This is a genomic window from Chryseobacterium scophthalmum (assembly GCF_900143185.1).
Lineage (GTDB): Bacteria > Bacteroidota > Bacteroidia > Flavobacteriales > Weeksellaceae > Chryseobacterium > Chryseobacterium scophthalmum.
The window spans coordinates 1,284,401-1,306,400 of the sequence record NZ_FSRQ01000001.1; the positions used below are offsets into that span (position 1 = coordinate 1,284,401).

The following is a 22,000-nucleotide window of genomic DNA, read 5'->3' on the forward strand; positions in this document are numbered from 1 at the left end:
ACAAATTTAGATTTATTTGGATTTTTACCAATTCCAACAAGTATTCCTTCAATTTCATCCCCACTTTTCGTAAGAAACTTACCTTCTTCACCTACTTTTTTACCGCCTTTATTAACGACTTCTGTAATTTCACCACTTGCCAGTAAAACCCAAGGATTAACACTTCCGTAAAGATAAAATTTAAATCCTTTAGTCAGGGTCTAAATAAAAAACCGAAACTTTTTTATAGTTTCGGTTAAAAAAAATTTAAATGTGATTTATTGATCTAAATAAAATTCTATATCTGTCTCTTCAAATACTACACCTGTCAGTTTTTCTTCTTCTATTTTTTTCTTAAGATGTTCTGAACAATAAATAGAACTTGAATTGGCAAATTTAATTATATCAACATATTCTTTAAGAATAGCTTTCTTTGGAAGTATTTTCATCGTAGGATCATCCATAATTACTTCCCAAGCCTTTGAAAATAATTCTTCTTCGTTATTAATTTCAATTTCTCTACCTCCATCACGCCAATTAACAAGAGAAGCATCAACTCTAAATGAGCTTTTTTTGTAATCTATGTTATCTGTATTAATTACATTAAAAAAGAAATAGTTAACAATTTTTTCGCCTTTTTTATATAAAGTTGTATCTAAAATTTTAAATTTATATACTATCGTTTTTTCAATAATTTCTCTCAATTTTTTGCTAATAAAAAAACCATCAAGTTTTAAATAATCGCTACTCAATATGTCTGTTAATTTAGATTTTTTGTCCATACTAAAATTGTGAAGATTTATAATTTGATCATCAATGAAAGTATTTTTCATGTTATCTTGATACAAGTCAATAACTTGCTTGGTCAAGTTTGATTTTTCAAAAAAATTGTTAATTTGAGATTCACATCCCGAAATCTTTTCATCAACACTATAAGTGATTTCAAAAAATTTAATCATATTAATATTGTTTTCAATTAAATAAGTCATTAATTTTTGTTGTTGGATTTTCTTCTATTTTCTTAGCTAATTTTTTAGCAATATTGTCCATAATAGCTTTCGCTTCATTTTCTGATATTTCATCAATATTTTTATTTAATCCTACTAAGATATCATCCAACATTTTTTCAACTCCTTTGGTATAATTAGGATGGCTTGCATGAACTCCGTCTTTTAAATGTTCAAATTTGCTACTAAACTGTTTCAGCCATTTAGCATTTATTTTCCCGTTAAATTCAAAACCTCCTTCTATTGCTTTTCGAACAAGCTTAGATTTTTGTATTAACTCAATAGGAATTAAGTGATGCGCTTGTTCAAACTCTTTGGCTAAATGTTTCCCTGCGTTTTTAGCAATACTGCTTCGATTTTTAATTATGTCTGCAGCTTTTTGCCCATATAACTTAATGGCTTCTTCATAATTAAATGAATCTACACCATTTATTATTTTTTGTCTAGCGGAATCATCAGCTAATTTCAAGAATTCATCCGCATCTTGAGTTCCGTCTTCTATAGCTCTTACAAATTTAGATTTTCTTGTTCCTCTTCCTGTACCGATAAGGATTCCCTCAATTTGTTCACCTGCTATAGTAGTAAACTCTCCTTTTTGACCTACTTTTTTACCTCCTTTATTTATTACTTCTTTTACTTCTGTAACTTCTCCACTCGCCAATAAAACCCAAGGATTAACGCTTCCGTAAAGATAAAATTTAAATCCTTTGACAACAATTTTAAATCCTTTAAATTTAAAACGTTTCGCTAAGTTTTCACCTAACTCGTCTAAATTTTTAGCGCCTTTAGCTATTCCTTTTCCTATTCCCTGAACAAAGAACTTCGCTTTACCAGCCTGTTTTACAAATCCTTTTCCGGTAGCAACAAGAGCATTTTTGCCGGCTTTCAATGTGCTTTTCGCTCCCGCTTTGGCTAAATTAACCACTCCTTTCACTCCGCCTTTGGCTGCTGTTTTTAATACTTTAAACAATGCAGCAGAATCGAATAAAAGTATGAAAATTAATTCAACTAAAATAATCCCGATTGCTCTTGCTAAAGCTTTTCCTGCGGTAGCTGTTTTTCCTAGCCAACCATCAGTCATAAATGTTTTGAAGAAACCACTCGCTTTTGCAACTGCTTGTGCCATCATTATAGCAGCAAAGATTTCGAGTGCAGGTGGAATCAATGCAAAAATAGCTCCTGCTGTAAGAATCGCCAATGCGGTTATTCCGAGAACAATTGCAGCTCCGATACCAATATACTTCCATTTGTTTTCTTCCCAGTTTTTCTTAATTCCTGACCACATCTGCTCTTTTAGGTAATACATACGAACCAAAGGAGTCCAAGGACCTACCAATTTCATTTCTTCAGGCATTGAGCTTTCTGTTGCAGCCTGTTTACCAGAAGCACTTCCTGTATCTGTACTAGGCGGTGATTGTTTGTTTTGATAATCAATAAACCAATCAGCTTGAGCGTATGGATCGGCTGGAATGTCTTGTTTTTCGGCTGCAGTTGCATCACCTTCCATTTCTTGTGATCCGGCAGCAGATTGTTTAAATAGATCAAGCGTATTGTTATTGGCTCCGAAATTAATTTCACCATTACTGTCTTGTAATTGAGAGAGAAGTTCCGGGCTCAATTCCATATCATTCGTTACAGGATCAACATGGAAATCACTTTCATCGTAAGAGTTTCTTCCTAACAAATCAGAGTATTCTGAATCCGATCCTGAGCTTGCAGCCTTAGTCATTGCTGTTTTTTCAAATGGTAACGGTTTTGTTACATCCATTCCCAAAAACTCTTCAGAAATTTGTCCCATAAAGTTATCCGGCATTACCATAGCCGAACTTGTCAAGTTGTATAAACCTTCCATTATTTTTATAATTCCGGCTACAATAAAATTAACCGCATCAAGAATCAGGTTGTAAAAATCCTGCAGTGCGCCAATAAGTGTATCTACTGCTTCTGCCAAGAAATCAATAATAGCAACAACTGCTTTTTTGAAGACTTCAAATGTTTCGTTTACGAATTTTTCGGCAACCGCAACGTATTTGTCTATTTTGGCTTTTAGTCGGTCTCTGATACCAGGGAACGCCGCCAAAGCAAAGTCTAAGAAACCTTTTAACAACGAAGCAAAACCTTTGATAAAGCCTACAATTGCTTTTCTTGCTATTTCTAATGCTGCTAAAACTAATTTTTTGGCCGCTTCAAAAAGAACTTTTACCGCTTCTCTGAGTTTGGTAAAAATAAAATTCAGCGCATCTTTGAGGGCGTTAATAAATGCTGTAGCTTTATCTGCAACCCAACCAAAGAAACCTCCGCTCTTTTTCTCTTCTTGCTCCTTTTTTTCTTTAGCATTTTTATCTGCGACTTCTTTTTTCTTACGCGCTTCTTTATTAGCGTTATCAATATGACCCTGAGCTGCAGTTTCACCTCTGCTTTTCTCCGTTTTTATATTTCCGAGAGTTGTTTTGGCCTGGTTGCTCGATTTTTTCGCAAAATCAGATTCTGTTTTATTGAGCTCATTTTGCCACTCAGTTCTTGATTGATTAACGTCAGCTTGAGCGTCTTTTACAGATTTCAGCTGTTTTTCCTGCGACTTGTTTTTCTCTTCATTTATTTGATTTTCAGAAGATTTTTCATGTTCAATTACTTTTTGATTATGCTCAAATTCTGCCGTTTGATATTTCTCGGTTTCGGCTCCTATTTTTGATTGAATGATCGGTTCAAATTGAGCATTGATACTAGCTTCATCAATACCATCCAGTTTTAAAGCATCCATAGGTTGTTTTTTAACAGCTTTGGAAGTTATTTTACGAGAGGATTTAAGGGTTTCATCGTTTGGTTTTTTGATAATGCTGTTTTCACCATAATCTTTATGAATGTCTTTTGCCGCCTGATTTTTTTTGATACCCATATCTTGTGCAGCATCATTTTGCTCAATTGATAAGTGTTCTGTATCGGCTTCTCCACTAAGATCTAAATTTGCACTTTGTTGCATTCTTGTAGGAATTGCAGAAGTATTTAGCTGAATTCCTCTAAGCTGATCATGAGCCTGTCTTTCAAAAGTTCCGTTTTTAGCACCTGCTGAATTAAAAGAATAGCTTACTTTTTTCAATGGCTCGCTTTGCGGGAAAGAGACTTCTTTTGACTTAGGTTTTTGAGCTGCAGATTTCACTGTCTTCTTGCTTGATTTTGCTACAGTTTTATCTTTACCGGCTTTACCTTTTGCTTTAGATCCGGAAAAAGCACTCCCTATTTTTGCATTCACTTTTGGAAGTTCTCCTTTTGCTTTCTCGGTTTGGCTATTTAAAAGTGCAGTACTGCTATTTTGTACCGCATTAAAATCACTAACCAATTGCGTAGCCGGAGAACTTGACAAGTCAGCCAAAGAAGCATCGGTTTTGCTCTTGCTCACTGATTTTGCTTTTTGTTTCGGCTTTACTTCCTTGTCTTTTTTGCTCTCTTGATGATTTGCAGCTTGTTCTTGTACGGTCTTTGGTAAATAAGTTCCCGATTTAAGATCGTTATAATCACGTGCCTGATCAATATTCAGGGTTGTCATATAACCTTTCTCAATCTCTTTAGTATCGGGATGATTGATATCGCCGGTTTGAGCCAAACTTTCCTGAAGTTTTCCATACATTATTTCTGAGCCTTGGTCGTAAATGGTTTGCGAGCCATGAACAGGTACGATACTTCCATTAAGGTTTCCTGATCCGGAATTACCTTTTGATTCTTCAGACTTTTGGGTTTGTACGCCTCCTACCTCTACTTCAGATAAAGGTATAACCGATGGTTCTTTTTGCCGTTGATTTTTAGTCTGGCTTTGTTGGACTTTATTGTCTTTTTCTACAGGTTTTGCTGTTTTCATTGACTTAGTTTTTTTATTTCATATTGAGTTAGAAGGCATACAAAACGCAATTGATGTGATTGCGTTTTATATACCTGTTGATCTGAGGAATCAGACCGTGTATGGTGAATTTTTAAGAATTGAAGTACCCAGCTTTGGGGTGAGAAATGGGTATGCTGAGTTATTTACAGTGTTACTTTCTTGCTTTTCTAAATATTCAAGTTTTCAAATTCTTAATTTCAAAATTCACCCATTTTTTTGAGAATTACCTGCTTTCTGATTGAGGGATTCTGTAGTTGCAGTAGGCTTTTTTTAAGAATCTTTTCTATCTAAATGACGTAGGTATTTTGATTCCCTGTTAAATATTTTCATCTTTTTTATCTTCCTCATCCTCAAAATGTCTATCTGTTTTTACACCGTATCTATTTTCAATAAAAAGATTCACTGCTGTGTCAATCCAGTTTGGCAGATTGGTAGTGATCATTTTCAGGAATTTATCATAACCATAACCAAGCACAAACAATACTCCTGTAGAATACCATTTATCATGCAGGTCGGCTCTATTCATTAAATAACTCATTGTAAAACCTACAATTACAACAATTGCCAAGGTGACAAAATGCTCCCATAATTGTTTTTTCTCTTTGTTTTGTATTGAGACCAGTACCCTTAATAATCCTCCTGAAAATGCAATTGCAGTTCCGATTAAAAGAGCTTTTAAACCATCCAAATTCATTCTTCCTATATATTATTTATTAAAAATTTTATTTTTTTCGCGAATTATAGATGTAAAACTATTCCTCATCAAGTATGTACATGTCATCTAAAAATCTTTTGCTTTTTCGAATGTTTCCCTTTTCATTTACATAGGCTAATTCGTCAATAAGATCATTGATGTCTTTTTTAGGTTTTTTCAATTTTTCCTTACTTTCTTTATTTTTTTTATTCTTTTTTTTATCTTTCTTTTTCATGGTTTCTAAAGTTGATTAAATGGTTGGTTGTTTTTTTAATATTTTGAAAGTTGATTTCTCTAGAAATACAAGGTCAAAACGGTTTCTTTTCAGTCTTTTATTTCGTCTAAAAACAATAGAACTAAAAAACTAAAACCGTTTTTTCCTTATACTTTTATCTACAAGTTTACATTTGAGAAAGAAGTTGTGACAACTCTTTTAATTCATGGTTGATGGGTTAGTTATTAAAGCCAACAGAATGACTTTAAATCATTTTCTCTTTTTAAAATATATAAGACTGAATTTTGCAATATTATTTACAAACTAACTCTCAAGGATAATGTTATATATTGTTCTTTCAGATAAAAACAGCATTTCTGTCAATTCGGTTACAATCACTTTCATCTGCTTATTTTGATTGCGTTTTACATAATCAATTACAAAATTTTTTCTTTTCTCTACTAATTCTTTGCTACGTTTCATTTTTGGTTAAAAGTTTTTATGTTAAAAGTTTTTTTTATAATCAGACAAGTTTCATGGTTATTAAAACTGTCTCTGTTTAAATAAGACAACAAAGCCTCTAAAGACTTATTTTAAGTCTTTAAACAGATGTTTATACATTATTTAATTTTGGTTTTTAGAAGCCGATCTTTGGTATTTTTCTAACAGAAACGATACACCAACTTCTTTGTTTTAAATTTTACTTTTGGGTAAATGATTCTATTGAATATTGATAAGAAATCGATGTTTTATTAACATCCAATAACAGCATTTACTTCTCGTAATTTGTTTGTAAAAGAACACAACAGTCTATTTTACTTTTAAAGTATTTTTAAAAATTAGCAGGTCTGTTTCACAAACTTCATTTGCTCTTTCAATGTATTAATATTCTTACAGTTAGCTATAATTAATCGATATTTTATATACTAAACAGCAGTATTATTCTACATTGTTTGGCTTGTCTTTTAGTTTCAAAAAAAAACAAAAGAGCTAAATGGTTGCTTTATTTTGAAGCAGATAAAAATTAAACGCATTTTTTTCATTTTCAAAACTTAATAAAAACGAACATAATACATTTTAACCTAAGCACAAAAAACGCATTTCGCTGATTTAAAAACATTTCAGGTTCAGTAATTATTAAATAAAACATAAAAATAAAATCCAATTTTCAATTATTTCAAACATAAAAAACAAAATACAATATACTGATTTTCAACCCATAATAATCTATTTAAAAAGTATCTAAATATTAAAATAAAATTAAATCATTAATATAATTTTGTATATTTGCATTGTTCTTTCATAGCGACGAGACAAATATACGAACATTGTTCGTTTTTCAAAATAAAAAATGAACATTTTTCATATATTTTTATAAAATAACTATAAACATATCAAAATGAACTATTTAGAATTCAAAGAAATCAGAAAGAAACTAAAGATGAAGCAGGCTGATATAGCAAAATCTATAGGTGTTGGTACCAGAGCCGTACAATACTGGGAGAAAGGCGAACGAAAAATACCGGAAACCACCGCTTATTTTGTAACCAATCTATTACAGGAACAAGAAAACAAATTAAATGACGGTGCATCACCTGTTGTTTTCTCAGATTTAAAAATCATGAATGTTCCTCTTGCCAATCAATATGCACAAGCCGGCTATTTGCACAACTTTGCTGATGAAGAATATATAGAAAGTTTACCTACAATTCCTTTTACTGATGATGTAGAGCACCGAGGTGAATACATGTGTTTTGAAGTGAAAGGAGACAGCATGGACAACGGATCTTACGAAAGCTATCTGGAAGGCGATATTATTTTGTGCAGAAACATAAGACATGATTACTGGATGAGCAAACTGCATTACGACAAATGGGATTTTGTAATCGTTCACAAAGAGAAAGGAATTCTTGTAAAGCGAATCGTCAACCACGATGTTGAGAGAGGCATTATCACCCTTCATTCTCTAAATGAATACTACGAAGATTTTGAAATCCATTTACAGGATGTTGCAAAGCTTTTTAATATTATCAGCACAAGAAGAAAAAATAACAGAAGATAATTACAAGACCCGATTTATTCAATAAAATCCTCAAAATTTGAGGATTTTATTAAAGGTCTTTTCCTAAGTAATGCTTAGGAGTGTGAACAATCAAAATCATTCACAGCTTCTAATATCTCACCTGTTTCCGGTCTTACAACATAAACCTTATTCGGAGTAACACTTGAGAATCTTATCCATCTGATTCCATTATTTTTGAATTTTTCAGGTACACCTTGATCAAGAATTTTTAGATTGTCTATTGTTGCAACCTTGCCATTCGTCAAATAAATTAAACTTCCAATACTTGGTAGAGATGTTTTTAAAATCATTTTCGTATTCCAAACGTAATCTCTTAACCCAAAGCAAATATCATTATCAAAATCATCATGATCAGCCAAACAATTAACATCTAAAACTTTTTGACTGCTCCATTTTCCTGATGTAAACTTAAAAACATTCGACCAACCTGAGACTTCAGATGTAGAGCAATGTTTTCTGGCTCTTACATGATAAACAGTACCTTGCTCAATAGTTCCGTCATTCATTTCAATATATTCAGTGGGATTATAATTATATCCCATAATAACTCTAAAATAAACAATATCTGTAAATTTATCATCTTTTGCTATTTGATATTCTGCCGCATAAAAATTATTGCTGTCTACCGTATAGTCCATAATGATTTGATCATCCGTTCCTAAATAAACATTGCCAATAGACGGAGTTTTACAAGATGTCAGATTACACTTACCCACCTGAAAATTAACTATTTCCTGATCTGTAGTTCCATTTACTGTTAATGTTAATGTTAACTCATATTGATCCGCAGATTGAATACCTTCAAGAGTAACCTCATTTCCATTCGAGGGTGCAGGGTTTTTGGTATATTCAATAGATGAACCTGATGAACCTTGGATTTTATAGTGCGCAGATGAAGATGTAATTGGCTCCGAAGATGTATAATCATAATCTATCTTACATACAACTTTACAATTTGCTGCTTCCATTATATTATTTTTTCTTATTTATTAATTAATTGATGTATAAGGGATGATTGTTTTGTTTATAAATCATCCCTTTACAATAGGTATCACACAAATTTTAATTAGTCTTAACGATATACATTTACAACCAATATATTAGATTGAGCAAATGCTCCGCTGTCAACATCCAAAACTGTAAGTTGGAACTCATATTCGTCATCCACTAAATCTTTCACATCAAGAATGGATGTATTAGCTCCGTTAAGAGTTACCATCGGACCTTTCAATTTTACCCATGAATAGATAAGCGTTGGCGGTCCCTGAGCTATTCCGTTTAATTTAAAACTCTCTTCCTTTAGTGCAACACGCGAAGGTCCTGTTGCCTGAACTGCAACGGCAGGCATAACAGACTCGCAGCAATTTGTATCTGAGAATCTGATCTCTTTTATTACAAGAGAAGCTCGAGGAGGATTGTACCAATTATTTATCGTTATAACCTCAGTACATTCTCCGTTACTCACGGTCACCTTTATCGGTGGAATATTTTTGGAACTCACGTTATATAACTTACAACTTACATTCCCACTAGAATCCGGGTTTAATGGAGACTGAATACCATAATCTCCAAAATCCCAGCTGTAATTATAATTTGTGAAATCTTGTCCATTTTGCTGAGTAACTTTAAAGTGTATGACTGTTTCATTTGAACCACCACTTGGATAATCAACAGCAATCACATTAATCTCAACATCCGGCTGCGTAATAACCTTAATACTACAGTTGGTCGATTGTCCGTCTACAGTAAAGGTAATCACCTGACCGTGTAAACTTGCATTTATCAATTGTGGATTAAAAAGGTATTGTCCATCATCATCTATTACCACACCTCCACCAACGCTGGCTTTCACAACTCCTCCTACAGGAGATACTGCAAAAGGCATAGAAGATGAATTAGAACAAACAACAGCTTTTGGCAAACTTAATTGAACTGAAGCTTTGTACCAATCTCTTATCGCGATATCCTGAGTACATCCACTGCCACTCACCTTCACTTTTATGGTCGGAATTCTTGTTGGCACCAGATTATAATAAGTATAATTAACATTTCCTTTTGCATCCGGTTTCAGCGTAATAAAGCTTCCATTATCCCAGAAATCCCAACTGTAAGTATAGTCTTTAAAGTTTTCACCGGAAACAACCATATTTACCGTCGTTCCGATTGCTCCTCCTTCAGGATAGAAGACATGATCAACAACCACTTTTATCTCCGGTTGTGCAATAACCTTAATACTGCAATTAGTAGGTTTTCCATTTACAGTAAAGGTAATTTCCTTACCATGTAAACTTGGATCTACCAATTTTGGATTAAAGAAATACTGACCACCATCTAGTTCCACACCTCTACCTACATTTGCAACAACCTCTCCATTCACAGGAATTACGGTAAACGGTATACGTGCTGCTTCAGCACAAATAACAGTACTTGGTAAACTCAATTTAACATCAGTTTTTGGAGTACAACATGTGTACGGAATTGAAAAATCTGCTACAACTATTGATTCTCCGTCGATAATCTCATAAACAATTAAAAAAGTACCTTTACGTTCTACTCCGCGTTTATGTTCTAATCCCGGATTTTTTTCTAAATATTCATTGAAATAAGCTTTTGACAAGTCTTTATTATTTACTAATCCCTGTAAAGACAAAGCCATAATATCAAATCCCAATTGATGCTTATCTCTAATTTCTTTTATCTGCTCAAAAGCATCTTGATAAAGCATCCCTTGATGACCTTCAATATTATAAAAAGAATTTTTATCAATGTTAAAATCTAAAGGATTTTGAATATGCATGTCTGATGACAGCAAACTAACATCATATCCTAAATTTTCTCTAAATGATCGATTGCTTGTTTTATCAAAATTCCAAGCTTTCAAAAACTCATCTGTCACCTGATAATAAAAAGGAATTGCTTTATTGCTAAGAGGATTTAGTTTTTGAGATGGAGTGATTTTAATTTGTGCTTCATTTTCAAAACTATCAGAATATCTGAAGTTTTGTGCCTGTTGCTTAAAACGATTAATTAACAGCTTGACTCTTTGTGTCGCTTTTTCATCATCTAAAACAGGTGAATTATAAAACAGATGTCTTGAGAAATCTAATTGCTTGTCTGATATTAATTTTCCAAGCATTACATGTTTAGGAAAAGAAATTAAATCGGGAAGGCATTTCGTAAATGCTTTTGGAAGTAATTTTACAATTTCAGAATAGGTATCCATTAAATCTTTTACTACATCATAAGCATACTGGAAACCTGTTTTTTGAGCAAGACATTCTTCAATTGAAATTTTGAAGTTTTGATAATCAACAGTTGAAACGCCTATTATTTTAGCGATTTCATTGATTTTTTTGAAAACAATATCACCATACCCATTTCTCTCTAAAACATCCTGATACATCTTCTTTAAGTCAGAAGAGAAAACCTCTTTTTCTACTCCTCTTTCTAAAATAAGTCGCTCTACAATCACTCGTTCCTGAGTTGCAGCACTCATTATACCATCTATAAACAGAGGATGGGGCTGAATCTGATCACTTTCAAGAATATGATTAATTCCTGCAGCTGTAGTAACCAATACTTTCAGGTTTCGAATTTGTAGGATCCCATGATTATCACAATCAACCCCTCTACAAGGTTTAATTTCTTTTTCGTCACTTTCTAAATACAGCAGTAAATATTTGTCTTCTAAACTTGAAAGACTGTCAATAGGTTGAAAATCAAGATTTGCTTCTTCTGTTGTTGCCAATTCCCAAAGCTCAATTTGACTAGTAGATCCAGTATTAAATGCAGGGTATCTTATTTTGAAATTATCATACACTTTAAAATGTGTAAACTCTTTATTTTCTAATTTAATTTTCTTCAGATCACTTACATACAACTCTTTACTTACCTCACCTGCATTATTTAGGGTAAGTAAATCTCCATCAGTTGTAAGAGCCACACCCTGAGAAAGTTGTATTTTGTTTAATTTGTTATTTACATAAATAAGTTTGGGTTTGAGACCACACAAAATACCTACTCCCTGCAACATTACTCTAGACAAACGATCCTGATCTTCGAAAAAATCTAAAAACTCGTTGAATTGGCTGTAATCTATATATTGTCCTTTACTGAATTTTCGGTATTGGACGGCAATATTACTTAATTGATTCTTCATTATTATTAATTTTTTAATGATTCATTAAGGTCATTTAATACACTCCATAGACAGTATTTCTGCCTATGGAGTTGATATTAAACTATTTCTCCTTTCTCGAATTATTTTCTTGTTACACCTGTACAAGGGTTAATTGATAAGAAATTATTCTGCGGATAACCGTCATAAATCGGAACCAGACTGTCTGCAAGGAATATCTGAGTCCAGGCAACTCCTGTGTGACAACGATTCAATGCACATTCAAGAGAGAATGATATGAATCCGTCTGGTGACAATGCTGCAATTTGCTGTGCTTCATCTTGATTAATAACAATTTCACTTGCTCGATCATATCCTTTATAAGTATTCGGATCATAAGCAGGACCTTTAGGATAATTCTTTTTATCATTAGAACCTCCAGTATTACTTAAGAAAACATTTCCATTCGGGCTGCCTCCTATGATTAATCCGTTCCCTTTTAAATTAAATGTAGCTTCATTACAAGTATGGCTTCCTCTTTCCTTCGCGTGTATATACTGTACAAGAATTCTCATACCTGTTAAACAAGCAATGGTAGATTGTCCGGTTAATTTCACCGGTGCTAATCTATAAACTGTACTACATCCGTTACTATTAGTTACTGTAAGTGTTGGGTTGAAAGTATCTTCCTGACCGGCAATCAGTTTGTAAACATGAGTTTTCTTAGTAGTCGGTGCTTCGTTTTGAATAATCTGACTACCATCATCAAAGTTCCATGTAAACGTAAGACCCGTAAAGTTACCAACAACATCAAATGCAACTGTTGCATCCGGATTTGTTGTATTTGGATTTGTTGTAGGAGTCTCATAAGTAACGGTACCCGCAGTTACTGATGTTATTTCCGGATTTTTATGTACAATCATCTGAGCTTCCACAGAATCATCATTAACAGTAAATTTAATGGTCTGACCTAAATAATTTGAAGTAACCAAACCAGGATTGAAGAAGTTCTGACCTCCCGATTGTGTAATCGCCGGTATAAGAACACCATTTACAAATGCTTTTACCTCTCCATTTTCCGGAACAACCGTCATAGCAATCGGAGCATCTTTCTGACACAGTTTATTGTCAGGCAGTATTAAGAATACAGGTTCTTTTTTAGAACAGCACAGATAAGGCAATGAGAAATCTGCAAGAACCTGATTGTTTGTTTCATTATTGTAAATTAAAGCAAAGGTTCCACCTGGTTCTACACCGGCTCTATGTTCCAATCCTGATTTTCTCTCTAAAAATTCGCTTAAAAGTTCGCTTACTACATCATCTTTTCTAGGATCCTGCTTTACAACAGTAATACCTTCTTCCGATCCTTCTTTTGAGAATTCAGCTTTGTTCAATAATCTTAATTTCTCATCCAGTTTTGAGATGTTAAATAAAGTATTCTGGGAATCAATTTTTCTATTACTGATATCGCTAGAAATAGATACCAATTGTTTCCTAAGGTCATCAATAGATACCGTTTTTTCTCTAGGTGGTATTTCACCTCCAGGTTTTTCGTCTTTTTGTAAAACCAATGCAATGACATCAAAAGCCAATCCGTATTTTGCTTTAAGATCATTGATGTTTTGTAAAGCCGTTTTATAAGGCAATCCTAAATGTCCTTCAATTCTATAGAAATCATTGTTATCAATATTATAATTCAATGGGTTCTGAATGAAGTCATCTACTGCTAAGTTGGCTGTATGATAACTTAGATTATATTTTTCTCTATCAGTTTTTGTTTTTTCAAAGTTCCATTGGGTCAATAATGGTTTATCTACATTGTAGTAATATGGGATTGCTTTTTCACCCAATCTTACATTAACGTTGGAAGGGGTAATTTTAATCGCTCCACTATAAGACTGAAACCCGTTTATTTTTTGCACAAAACGATTGGCAAGCATTACAATTCTTTCGTAATTCTCGTCATCATTTGTAGTTACTGGCGAATTATAGAAACCATGACGGAAATCGGTACGATCACCTAATTCCAGTTTTGCTCCAACAGCACCCAACATAAGGTGTTTAGGAAATGACGTAATACTTGGGCAACACTCAGCATCCAGATGTAATATCAAACCTTTTATTTCGTTGTAAGTATCAATTAGATCCTTTAACAAATCATATCTATATTGATAATGATCAAATCTTGATCCTCTGCCATCAAATAAAAAATTCAGCTTATCAAGAAGTGTTTGTCCTCCCAGGTTCATGCTTATTCCAAAAGTACCTGCAATTGCATTAAAACCTTCACTTAATTGTACAACAGGAGTGATCGCATCCTGAAATCTTTTTTTCAATTCTGATGCCTCTTTAATCGTAGGGTCTAAAATAACCCTTTTGGCTTCTATTTTAGGTAAGCGATCAAAGAGTTTTTCATACATATTATGAGCTGTATAAATACTGTCTTTTGCATCACCATTCTTCACAAGTTCCAAAACAGAACTAGAATCTGCTAAAAGTACTTTAAGATTAGACACCTGCTCAGATCCGGTATGATCACAATCTGCGTCTTGGCAAGGATTTTCGTCATTAGAATAACTTTCTAAATACAGAATAATAACCTTGTTACGTATAGTATTACGGAAGTCGGATAACAGTTTAAAACCTGCAGCATTACTACCTAAATCCTCATATTCTTGTTGTGTGATTACTTCTAATAGAGGTATTTGCTGACCGCCAATTCGAAAATGCTTGTATCCGATTTCATCAATATATTCTTTGTAATATTTGTAATTTTTAACCCCGAAATCTATAGTAACCTCTGAAGATGTAGCTCCTTTTTGACGCAGGGTTATTAAGTCTCCGTCTGTGGTAACTCCTGATCCCTGTGTAATTGCAATAGTATCAAGATTAAAATCAAGCTCTACACCTCCGGGGTTTTTCTCAAGTGTAGCTTCAGGCTGTAAGATCAAATCTATATAAGTTGATTTAAAACCACACACTACACCTACACCACTCAATCGGGTTCTTGATAATCTGTCCTGATCTTCGAAATAGTCTATAAATTCGTTTAATTGCCCTTCTGTTAACGCCTGATTATCGTTAAACTTTCTATATTGGGTTGTTACGTTGTCTAATTTAGTATTCATTATTTTTCAATTTTTTTGATAAGTTCGATTGTCCTATTATGATTTTTCCATCTAAGTTGTCATCATCCTCTGCTGCACAGTCCAGAAGTCTTCCAGGTCGATAAATATTGTTCAGGTAAGTAAGAGCTTTTACTACATCATGAATACTTTGCCCTAAAACTGCAGTATTGTTTTTTGCTTTATCTGAAAGATATTTTTTAAATGCAACTTCAAAATCAGCCAAGTCGTTTTGAGCGGTTTCTGTTTCGCTGAATCGATCTCCAACCCAGCAGATTTTTGCTAGAACATGAGCCGGAATTTCCTGTCTGATCACTGTTTCGGCATAACGTCTAAAATCAGGATCCTGGAAACGATAAGCAAAGCCCGGAAGAACAACACTTACACGGAAAGAATAAGGATCATAAATATCAATTTCGCAATCTTCACAAGAGCTCATAAGCGCTTCTGAATATTTTATAGGATCTGCTAAAGAAGGATTGGCAATAGAAGAATCTTCCTGAAGGTCATAGGCAATTCTAAAAGTTTCACCAATAGACATACAGCCGATTCCCCCCATGAGTTTATAATCTCGAGCTGTAGGTTTTAATAATAAATGCTCAACAAGGAAAATACCCTCTTCAGTAAAACCATATTTTAAATAATCTACCAGTTTCACAATTCCTTTTTTCAATTCTTTCAAATCAGAATAAGGATTTGTTTTTTTGTGAGTAGCGATTACATTTTGCTTAACGGGATCATCTACAATCTCAAGATAGAAGTTATCGTTCAACGAAACACGGATTTTGATATTTCCAATTAAGCAGAAATTCTTTTCACACTCTTTTAGATTTTTTATTGTCTCTGCAAGATTTTCGTCATCGTCTTTTAATTGTTCTAATGCATTTTTAAGGTCTTCCTGATCAATTTGAATGGTTTGATAAATTGCTTCATTCAGATTTTTGGTTGCAGAATATTCAATTTTGTAAGTATTCACAGACGATAAAACAATATTGCCTTCTGCGTCTTTTACTTTCCAACTATACGTAAATTTATTGTTGCCAATAGGCGTTTTAATAATTGAAACAGGCGATTGAGATAAAGTTCTTTGCGTGTAATCTTTAAGTCCCAACAAACGGGCAATTCTCTTCTGAGCTCCGGAAATATTAGTCGTATTCCAAATATCTGTATCTGAAAACAATGTGTAATTGTACCCTAATCCTCGGTCTTTACTTAATGATGTATACTCGTTTAAGAAGTTCTCTTTATTGCTTAAAACGATTTCGTCTGTAGAATTTCCGTACAATGATTTCATCAAGAAAGTATAGTCACTGAATGTTTCGGCAAAACGAGAGATCAAATGATCTAAAACTTCGTTCCTTCTTTCTACACTATTATCAAGCTCTTCGTACAATGAATCTGTAAGCTGATCATCACTTTCGGTATCATAATCAGAAACCAATTCATCAAAGCCTTTGATGTTTTTAAGAGCTTGTGTGAAATACGTTCTCTTTAGATCACCATTTACACTTAAAACTTCTTTTACTTTTTCAAGATGCTTAAAATAACCGGCAAGAATTTGATCAAAAAACAATAAATAGCCTTTTAACTGTTTTGCCAATGCTTCCCTTTCAGGATTTTGATTTCCTATAATTCCTGATATTCCGACTCCATAAGTGTCTGGAAATTCATTTAAAATAGTAGCATAATTGGCTATATCATAAGAAGTTCCTTGTGGTAAAATCAATTCTTTATTTTGTCTTGCATCTTCTCTAAGAACTTCTTCTTCTCTTTTAAGAGTTTCAATATAATTCTGAACTTTTTCTTTATTGATATTCAACGGAAGAGAACCTTTGCTGTAACTGAACGAACTCAGCTCGCACAATTCAGGTTTTCTGCCTTTTTCAATACAGATCAACCAGTCGTTGTTTTGTTTTACTACGTTATCACAACCCGCAATAGAAATTTCATGAATTTCTTTAACACCATCAATCTTCATGATTTCACTGATGATATCCGAAAGACGAACTTCTCTTCTTAATTGGCTGTTTCTAAGCTCTTCAGTATCAATAAAACCATTATCTAAAAGAGGTCCTTCAAAAATCTGATCTGTAGAGAAACCTCTATCGAGCATCTGTTTCAGTGAATAAAAATGAACTTCCGGAGATAAGTAATTATTAACTGCTCTGGTTACTTTAGCATGTACCAGTTCTTCATCAGCTTTATTGACAAGTCCGATACGTGCACAAACTGCAACTTTTTGGGTTTCGACCTGTTTAATTTCGGCTAAATCTTCACAAAGACTTCTGTTGGCGTGATAACGGTCTAATATTTTAGTATTGATATTAGATTTTTCACATCCAACACCATCAACAACCGTATCAACATCAATATCTTCGGCATAATCTACATAAAGATCATACATTCCTTTTACCTTAAAACTTTCTGTCTTTTTTCCGATAGGTTTAAAGTCAAGATTTCCGTTTTCACAATCAACATATAAAGTTTCAGTTTTAGGAACCAACCAGCAATTTCGGATGGGTCTTTTATGCCCTGAAATCATGTTGATATCGATAAATAATTTTCTGTAGTCAAGCTCTGTTAAAGGTCTTGAAGGCAGAATTTCTGTAGCTTTTAAAAACTGGGTATGAATATCTTTCTTTTCGTCTTCAGAAGTCAAGATATCTTCCATATTCAGATTCATTCTCATCCCAAGATCTGTGATGGCATAGCTTAAAACTTCCAAAGTGGTGATACCGGGATCATGAGAATTGTAATCAGTCCAGAGTTTTCCTCCTAACTTTTCGATGTATTCAATACCTGTTTTTCGTAGAAAATGAAAATCATTCTGGTCTTCAGTTTCTATATTTTTGGGTATACTAATGTGCTTATTTTCTGACATGATTATGTTTTCTTCTATTTATAATTAAATACATACTTGATTTGTAATGCTAACTTTGTGTTCTTTAGCAGAAACCAAAATTGATTTCGGATCTACTTCTATTAAAGCCTGTTTTTGCAGCTCATCATTCACCGATATCTTCACTTCATCAATGTAATCTACATAATGCAGCTGCTCTAAGTAGGTAACAAGCTGATTAACATTAAGAACCACATTAAAATCAATCTCTTTTGCATCTGTAAAAGCCCAAGGAGAGATGTATTTTTTGATATCTTCGTCTAGTTGTTTCAGATAAAATGTTTCGTCATACTGCTCAAAGAATTTCACCTTTGCTTCTACTTTTGCTTCTTTATAATTTGGATTAATTACCTGAGCATCAACATGCATTGTATTTAATTCGTTTACATAATTCTGAATTTTATTCAGGGTTGCTCTGCTTACTCTTGGCTGATAAACATCAAAAGCATTTTTATTTTTAATATTCGGTACCACCATCAAGGTTACATTACCCGGAGCCATATAAGATTTTTCGGAGGTATGGTTTAAACATTTCACTTTAAAAACTTCCGGAAATTCCTGTAATACCAAATGCTCGTAATCCCACTGTGTAATCGCTCTGTGTTTATGTCTCAATCTTTCACTTACACGTCTGTAAAACTCAGGATCTGTTTCCTGGTATTTACCACCAAACGAATTGTAAGGCTGGTCAACAGATTTTACCTGAGCAACTCTTGTGATCAGCTTAGAAATAGTTTCTGCACCTAATCCGTTATTTAAATGAGACAAATCATTATCCTGATTCTGGAATGTCGCTAAAACAGCCTGAGTGTAAATTCCCTGAATTTTGCAGACCGCATCATAGCTTCTTTGTGATCTTGCTCTGACCCAAACCAATCCGTCAGTAAATCTTGTGTGATGGGTGTCGATATCTTTAGAGATTTTAAACTTTACAATCCCCGATTCCAAAAATTTTCTGGTTTCATTCTGAAGGATATTACCCGAAAGATCAATCCATTTATTGCCGGAAAGAATGCTCCATTCTATAAACTCTTTCTCATCAAAAGTATTCACTAAAGGGTTTTCACTTCCTTCCAACATTTGGATTAATAGTGAAACGGTTGTTTGTGGTGTTGCTTCCAGACCGATGTATAATTCACCTCCATTTTTATGTACCGGAACAATTTCCTGTATTTTAGCTTCTTTTTCGTATTGCCCGAATGCATCTTCGTGATACAATTGTACGTCTTCGCTTTTTAAAACTTCTCCTTCAGAATCTGTCTCTAAATCTAAATAAACCTTATCTTTTGCACTGTAATTCAGCTCAATATCTTCCGCAAAAGGAATATACGGTTCATTTGGAATCAGCTTGCCGCTTTCAGCACCGCTCGATAACGCCAATGTATATAGTTTAGGATAAACATCCTGTAATGAAGATTGGTTAAATGTTAATCTGATCGATTCACTTGTACCAGATTTATCACTATTATTCCTGATAGAAAACTGAGTTTGATAACCCGCACCTTCTATTTTTTTAAATACATCAATATTATTAGCTTTTGTATACCAAATTTCTTTGTGCAATAATGCTGTATCTGCTTTAAAATAACCATCAGAACCTACAATCGAAGTTTTTAATTTTTGATAATCTGCTAAGCTGACGTTTTGATTAGGCTTAATAACATATCCGTTGTATAAATCTGTTATAGAATTCGGAGTATTTTTCCAATTGATGGTAATGTCTGCATCTTCCCATTTTTTTGAAAACATTTCAGGACATTTAATAAAAAAATTAGATCCTTTAATTGGTTGTGCAGTAAATGGATAATAAGGTTTTTCTGAATTTAATGCACCATTATCATTTTCTATCTGAATAGATTTTACTCCTTTTACATTAACCGCTATTTCTATGTTTTTTACTAACGTTTCTGAAAGAGCTTCATAAATATCGTAGTATTCTTTTCCTTCAATCATAAACCTTACAACAGGGAAATTGGTCTGAAAAGTTTCTAGCAAAACTTCCTTATTGTACTTTACAACTGGCTGGAAATCTTTAGGTAATGTAAAAGAAAGTTCTAATATGTTTTCTTTGTTTTTGAGACATTCTAAAGGAACACCTGATAACCATTCTTTTTCTCCGCTACAAAGCACTTTGATATTATTTACAATATCTTCATTCTTAATACTATGTAGTTTTTGCGCTGAATTTTCCTCAAAAACGATTGTAAGAGTTACTGTTCTTTCACCTTCTTTTAAATCAAATAAAGATGACGCCACCGAGAATCCCAGTTTAGCTTTTGGAAGCTCTTTATAAATAGATCTTTTTTCTGAGATCGTTTCATTAGCGTTGTACCCGAAAGGCCACCAATAATTGCTTTCTTCCGGCAATTTATCACCAAGACCATCTGCAGTATTTGCTTTCGGAGCCATTTTTAGCTCTCTTTCTTTACCGTCGTTTAAAAAACTTTTTACCTCGACAACTTTTGCCTGATTGGCAATAAGATCATCATTAGTTTTGTAAACTCGTTTTTTTCCACCAGCATCTTTATCGCCATCCAGCAATGTTCCGGTTGGAATTTTTTCCTGAAGCGCTTTTTTTGCCAATTCAAAAATCACATAGACTTTGTCTGATTTGGCATCATTTTTTTCAATTTGAAGAATTTCATTATAATAGAAATCCAAATGCCTTTTCGTTAAATTATTGAAAGCTTTTTTTGAGAAATCTAATAACTTTAAAAAGCAGACAAATAATGTTAAATGGGGAGTTAAGTTGCTGTCTTGCTCAAACTGGGACATCAAATCTGCAACCTGTTTTTTCATACTTTTGTACTCAACGCTTTCTCTACGTGGGATCGCATCAGGACCATCATCACCCAGGAAGAAGTTTCCCCATTTTCCTTTTGGTGTTGTATTATCATCTTTGTCAAAATAGTTTACACGTCTCGCAAAGTTGTTTGCGAACAATAGCCAATCAAACAAATCGAAATCGTGTAATTCAAGATTGCCCGGATCTAATTCTGCTAAAAAGCGCTGCATTTGTGATTTTCCTTCACGATAATGTGAAAATGTATCTGTTTTTTTCATTTGTTTATATTTATCTTTCTATGGTCAGATGCAATACTTATTGTAATGTTGGTAGTATTCAAAATGGCTACAGACATCCCGTAATTCATTATATTTCAGTTGCTTCCTCTCTATAAAAAGGAAAAACAATATTGCTTCTTGTATTGGTATTTCTTACTTCGTAGTCAACTGTTATTAAAACTTCACCTTCAAGCTCATCTTGGGTATCAATTTCAATACTTAAAATGTTTATTCTAGGCTCGTGGTATAAAATAGCACGCTCAATGATCCCTTTCATTTGGGTAATCAATGTTAAGTCTAGAGGACTAAAGAGCATTTCCTGCAAATCGCATCCGTAATCAGGGAACATTACACGTTCGCCCGGTCTTGTTGACAATAAAATAATAAGACTATTATTGATGTCTTCTACATCGGAGGTCATTGCCAGTTTTCCTTCAGTCTCATTAAACTCAGGCGGAAAACTCCAGCCTGTTCCTAAAAAATCTGTATTTATTTTCATACGTTATTTTGTATTATGTTTAGTTATAGCATTTTGCATCTGTAACATAGAGTTTTAGTTTTTCTAACTGTTTTGTTATTGATGTTTTACTTTTTACTTGAGTTGAATGTTATTTAAATGCAGTTTATCATTATGTAAACTGATGTTTAAATATTATCCACCTATTAAAACAGTAGCTTCACCAGCGGATATTACGCCTCCATGTGCTGTAGAATCTCCCATTCTGGCGGCGGGTTTTCCACCGATCATTACACTCGAAGATCCTGATGCGATCGTATCTGGCGGACCTGTGCATATTGCCTTGTCTCCTACTCTTCCGGCGGGTTTTCCACCGATTAATACAGTCGGTTCTCCTGCCGGAATAATGGGACCTCCAACGTGAGGAGTTGTACCTGTTACCATAGGACAAGTATGCATATCTGTAATTCTTGCTGCTGGTTTCATGA

13 protein-coding genes are annotated in these 22,000 nt (G+C 33.5%); 1 reads left to right on the forward strand and 12 read right to left on the reverse strand.

All coding sequences use genetic code 11. The features are described from left to right. Positions 1 to 257 precede the first annotated feature (257 nt). From BUR17_RS05850 to BUR17_RS20740, 5 genes are all read right to left on the reverse strand, one after another. Entirely contained in the window at positions 258 to 968 is a 711-nt protein-coding gene (locus BUR17_RS05850; protein ID WP_074229392.1) for an imm11 family protein, read from the reverse strand. Further along, positions 952 to 4,839 (reverse strand): AHH domain-containing protein, encoded by a 3,888-nt coding sequence (locus tag BUR17_RS05855; protein ID WP_074229393.1) that lies wholly within the window; start codon positions 4,837 to 4,839, stop codon positions 952 to 954. The genes BUR17_RS05850 and BUR17_RS05855 overlap by 17 nt, the downstream gene beginning before the upstream one ends. A gap of 337 nt (positions 4,840 to 5,176) precedes the next feature. Beyond that, positions 5,177 to 5,554 (reverse strand): hypothetical protein, encoded by a 378-nt coding sequence (locus BUR17_RS05865; protein ID WP_074229395.1) that lies wholly within the window; start codon positions 5,552 to 5,554, stop codon positions 5,177 to 5,179. A gap of 58 nt (positions 5,555 to 5,612) precedes the next feature. Beyond that, on the reverse strand, positions 5,613 to 5,789 hold the full coding sequence (locus BUR17_RS20735) for a hypothetical protein (RefSeq protein WP_159437587.1): 177 nt from the start codon (positions 5,787 to 5,789) through the stop codon (positions 5,613 to 5,615). 303 nt (positions 5,790 to 6,092) lie between these two features. Further along, on the reverse strand, positions 6,093 to 6,251 hold the full coding sequence (locus tag BUR17_RS20740; protein WP_159437588.1) for a hypothetical protein: 159 nt from the start codon (positions 6,249 to 6,251) through the stop codon (positions 6,093 to 6,095). Between the two features lie 916 nt (positions 6,252 to 7,167). On the opposite strand from BUR17_RS20740, the gene BUR17_RS05870 reads away from it, so the two are divergent. Beyond that, positions 7,168 to 7,830, forward strand: a complete 663-nt coding sequence (locus tag BUR17_RS05870) for a S24 family peptidase (RefSeq protein ID WP_074229396.1) — start codon at positions 7,168 to 7,170, stop codon at positions 7,828 to 7,830. Positions 7,831 to 7,904: 74 nt separating this feature from the next. Here the strand turns inward: BUR17_RS05870 and BUR17_RS05875 are convergent, their stop codons facing one another. From BUR17_RS05875 to BUR17_RS05905, 7 genes are all read right to left on the reverse strand, one after another. Further along, on the reverse strand, positions 7,905 to 8,819 hold the full coding sequence (locus tag BUR17_RS05875; protein ID WP_074229397.1) for a hypothetical protein: 915 nt from the start codon (positions 8,817 to 8,819) through the stop codon (positions 7,905 to 7,907). A gap of 104 nt (positions 8,820 to 8,923) precedes the next feature. Continuing rightward, entirely contained in the window at positions 8,924 to 12,010 is a 3,087-nt protein-coding gene (locus tag BUR17_RS05880) for a PKD domain-containing protein (RefSeq protein ID WP_074229398.1), read from the reverse strand. Positions 12,011 to 12,111: 101 nt separating this feature from the next. After that, a complete protein-coding gene (locus BUR17_RS05885; RefSeq protein ID WP_074229399.1) occupies positions 12,112 to 15,096 on the reverse strand; it encodes a PKD domain-containing protein in 2,985 nt (994 codons plus the stop codon). Continuing rightward, complete coding sequence (locus BUR17_RS05890) at positions 15,086 to 17,974, reverse strand: hypothetical protein (RefSeq protein WP_074229400.1); 2,889 nt, start codon at positions 17,972 to 17,974, stop codon at positions 15,086 to 15,088. The genes BUR17_RS05885 and BUR17_RS05890 overlap by 11 nt, the downstream gene beginning before the upstream one ends. A 24-nt stretch (positions 17,975 to 17,998) precedes the next feature. Beyond that, on the reverse strand, positions 17,999 to 21,055 hold the full coding sequence (locus BUR17_RS05895; protein WP_074229401.1) for a baseplate J/gp47 family protein: 3,057 nt from the start codon (positions 21,053 to 21,055) through the stop codon (positions 17,999 to 18,001). A gap of 88 nt (positions 21,056 to 21,143) precedes the next feature. Continuing rightward, on the reverse strand, positions 21,144 to 21,554 hold the full coding sequence (locus BUR17_RS05900) for a GPW/gp25 family protein (RefSeq protein ID WP_074229402.1): 411 nt from the start codon (positions 21,552 to 21,554) through the stop codon (positions 21,144 to 21,146). 153 nt (positions 21,555 to 21,707) lie between these two features. Further along, positions 21,708 to 21,998, reverse strand: a complete 291-nt coding sequence (locus BUR17_RS05905; RefSeq protein WP_074229403.1) for a PAAR domain-containing protein — start codon at positions 21,996 to 21,998, stop codon at positions 21,708 to 21,710. Between the last annotated feature and the right edge of the window lie 2 nt (positions 21,999 to 22,000).

Excerpts from the sequence above, each read along its gene's own strand:
- BUR17_RS05900 (WP_074229402.1), bottom strand. The coding sequence starts at position 21,554 with ATGAAAATAAATACAGATTTTTTAGGAACAGGCTGGAGTTTTCCGCCT.
- BUR17_RS05885 (WP_074229399.1), bottom strand. The coding sequence starts at position 15,096 with ATGAATACTAAATTAGACAACGTAACAACCCAATATAGAAAGTTTAAC.
- BUR17_RS05875 (WP_074229397.1), bottom strand. The coding sequence starts at position 8,819 with ATGGAAGCAGCAAATTGTAAAGTTGTATGTAAGATAGATTATGATTAT.
- BUR17_RS05855 (WP_074229393.1), bottom strand. The coding sequence starts at position 4,839 with ATGAAAACAGCAAAACCTGTAGAAAAAGACAATAAAGTCCAACAAAGC.
- BUR17_RS05880 (WP_074229398.1), bottom strand. The coding sequence starts at position 12,010 with ATGAAGAATCAATTAAGTAATATTGCCGTCCAATACCGAAAATTCAGT.
- BUR17_RS05890 (WP_074229400.1), bottom strand. The coding sequence starts at position 17,974 with ATGTCAGAAAATAAGCACATTAGTATACCCAAAAATATAGAAACTGAA.
- BUR17_RS20735 (WP_159437587.1), bottom strand. The coding sequence starts at position 5,789 with ATGAAAAAGAAAGATAAAAAAAAGAATAAAAAAAATAAAGAAAGTAAG.
- BUR17_RS05850 (WP_074229392.1), bottom strand. The coding sequence starts at position 968 with ATGACTTATTTAATTGAAAACAATATTAATATGATTAAATTTTTTGAA.
- BUR17_RS20740 (WP_159437588.1), bottom strand. The coding sequence starts at position 6,251 with ATGAAACGTAGCAAAGAATTAGTAGAGAAAAGAAAAAATTTTGTAATT.
- BUR17_RS05870 (WP_074229396.1), top strand. The coding sequence starts at position 7,168 with ATGAACTATTTAGAATTCAAAGAAATCAGAAAGAAACTAAAGATGAAG.
- BUR17_RS05895 (WP_074229401.1), bottom strand. The coding sequence starts at position 21,055 with ATGAAAAAAACAGATACATTTTCACATTATCGTGAAGGAAAATCACAA.
- BUR17_RS05865 (WP_074229395.1), bottom strand. The coding sequence starts at position 5,554 with ATGAATTTGGATGGTTTAAAAGCTCTTTTAATCGGAACTGCAATTGCA.
- BUR17_RS05905 (WP_074229403.1), bottom strand. The coding sequence starts at position 21,998 with ATGAAACCAGCAGCAAGAATTACAGATATGCATACTTGTCCTATGGTA.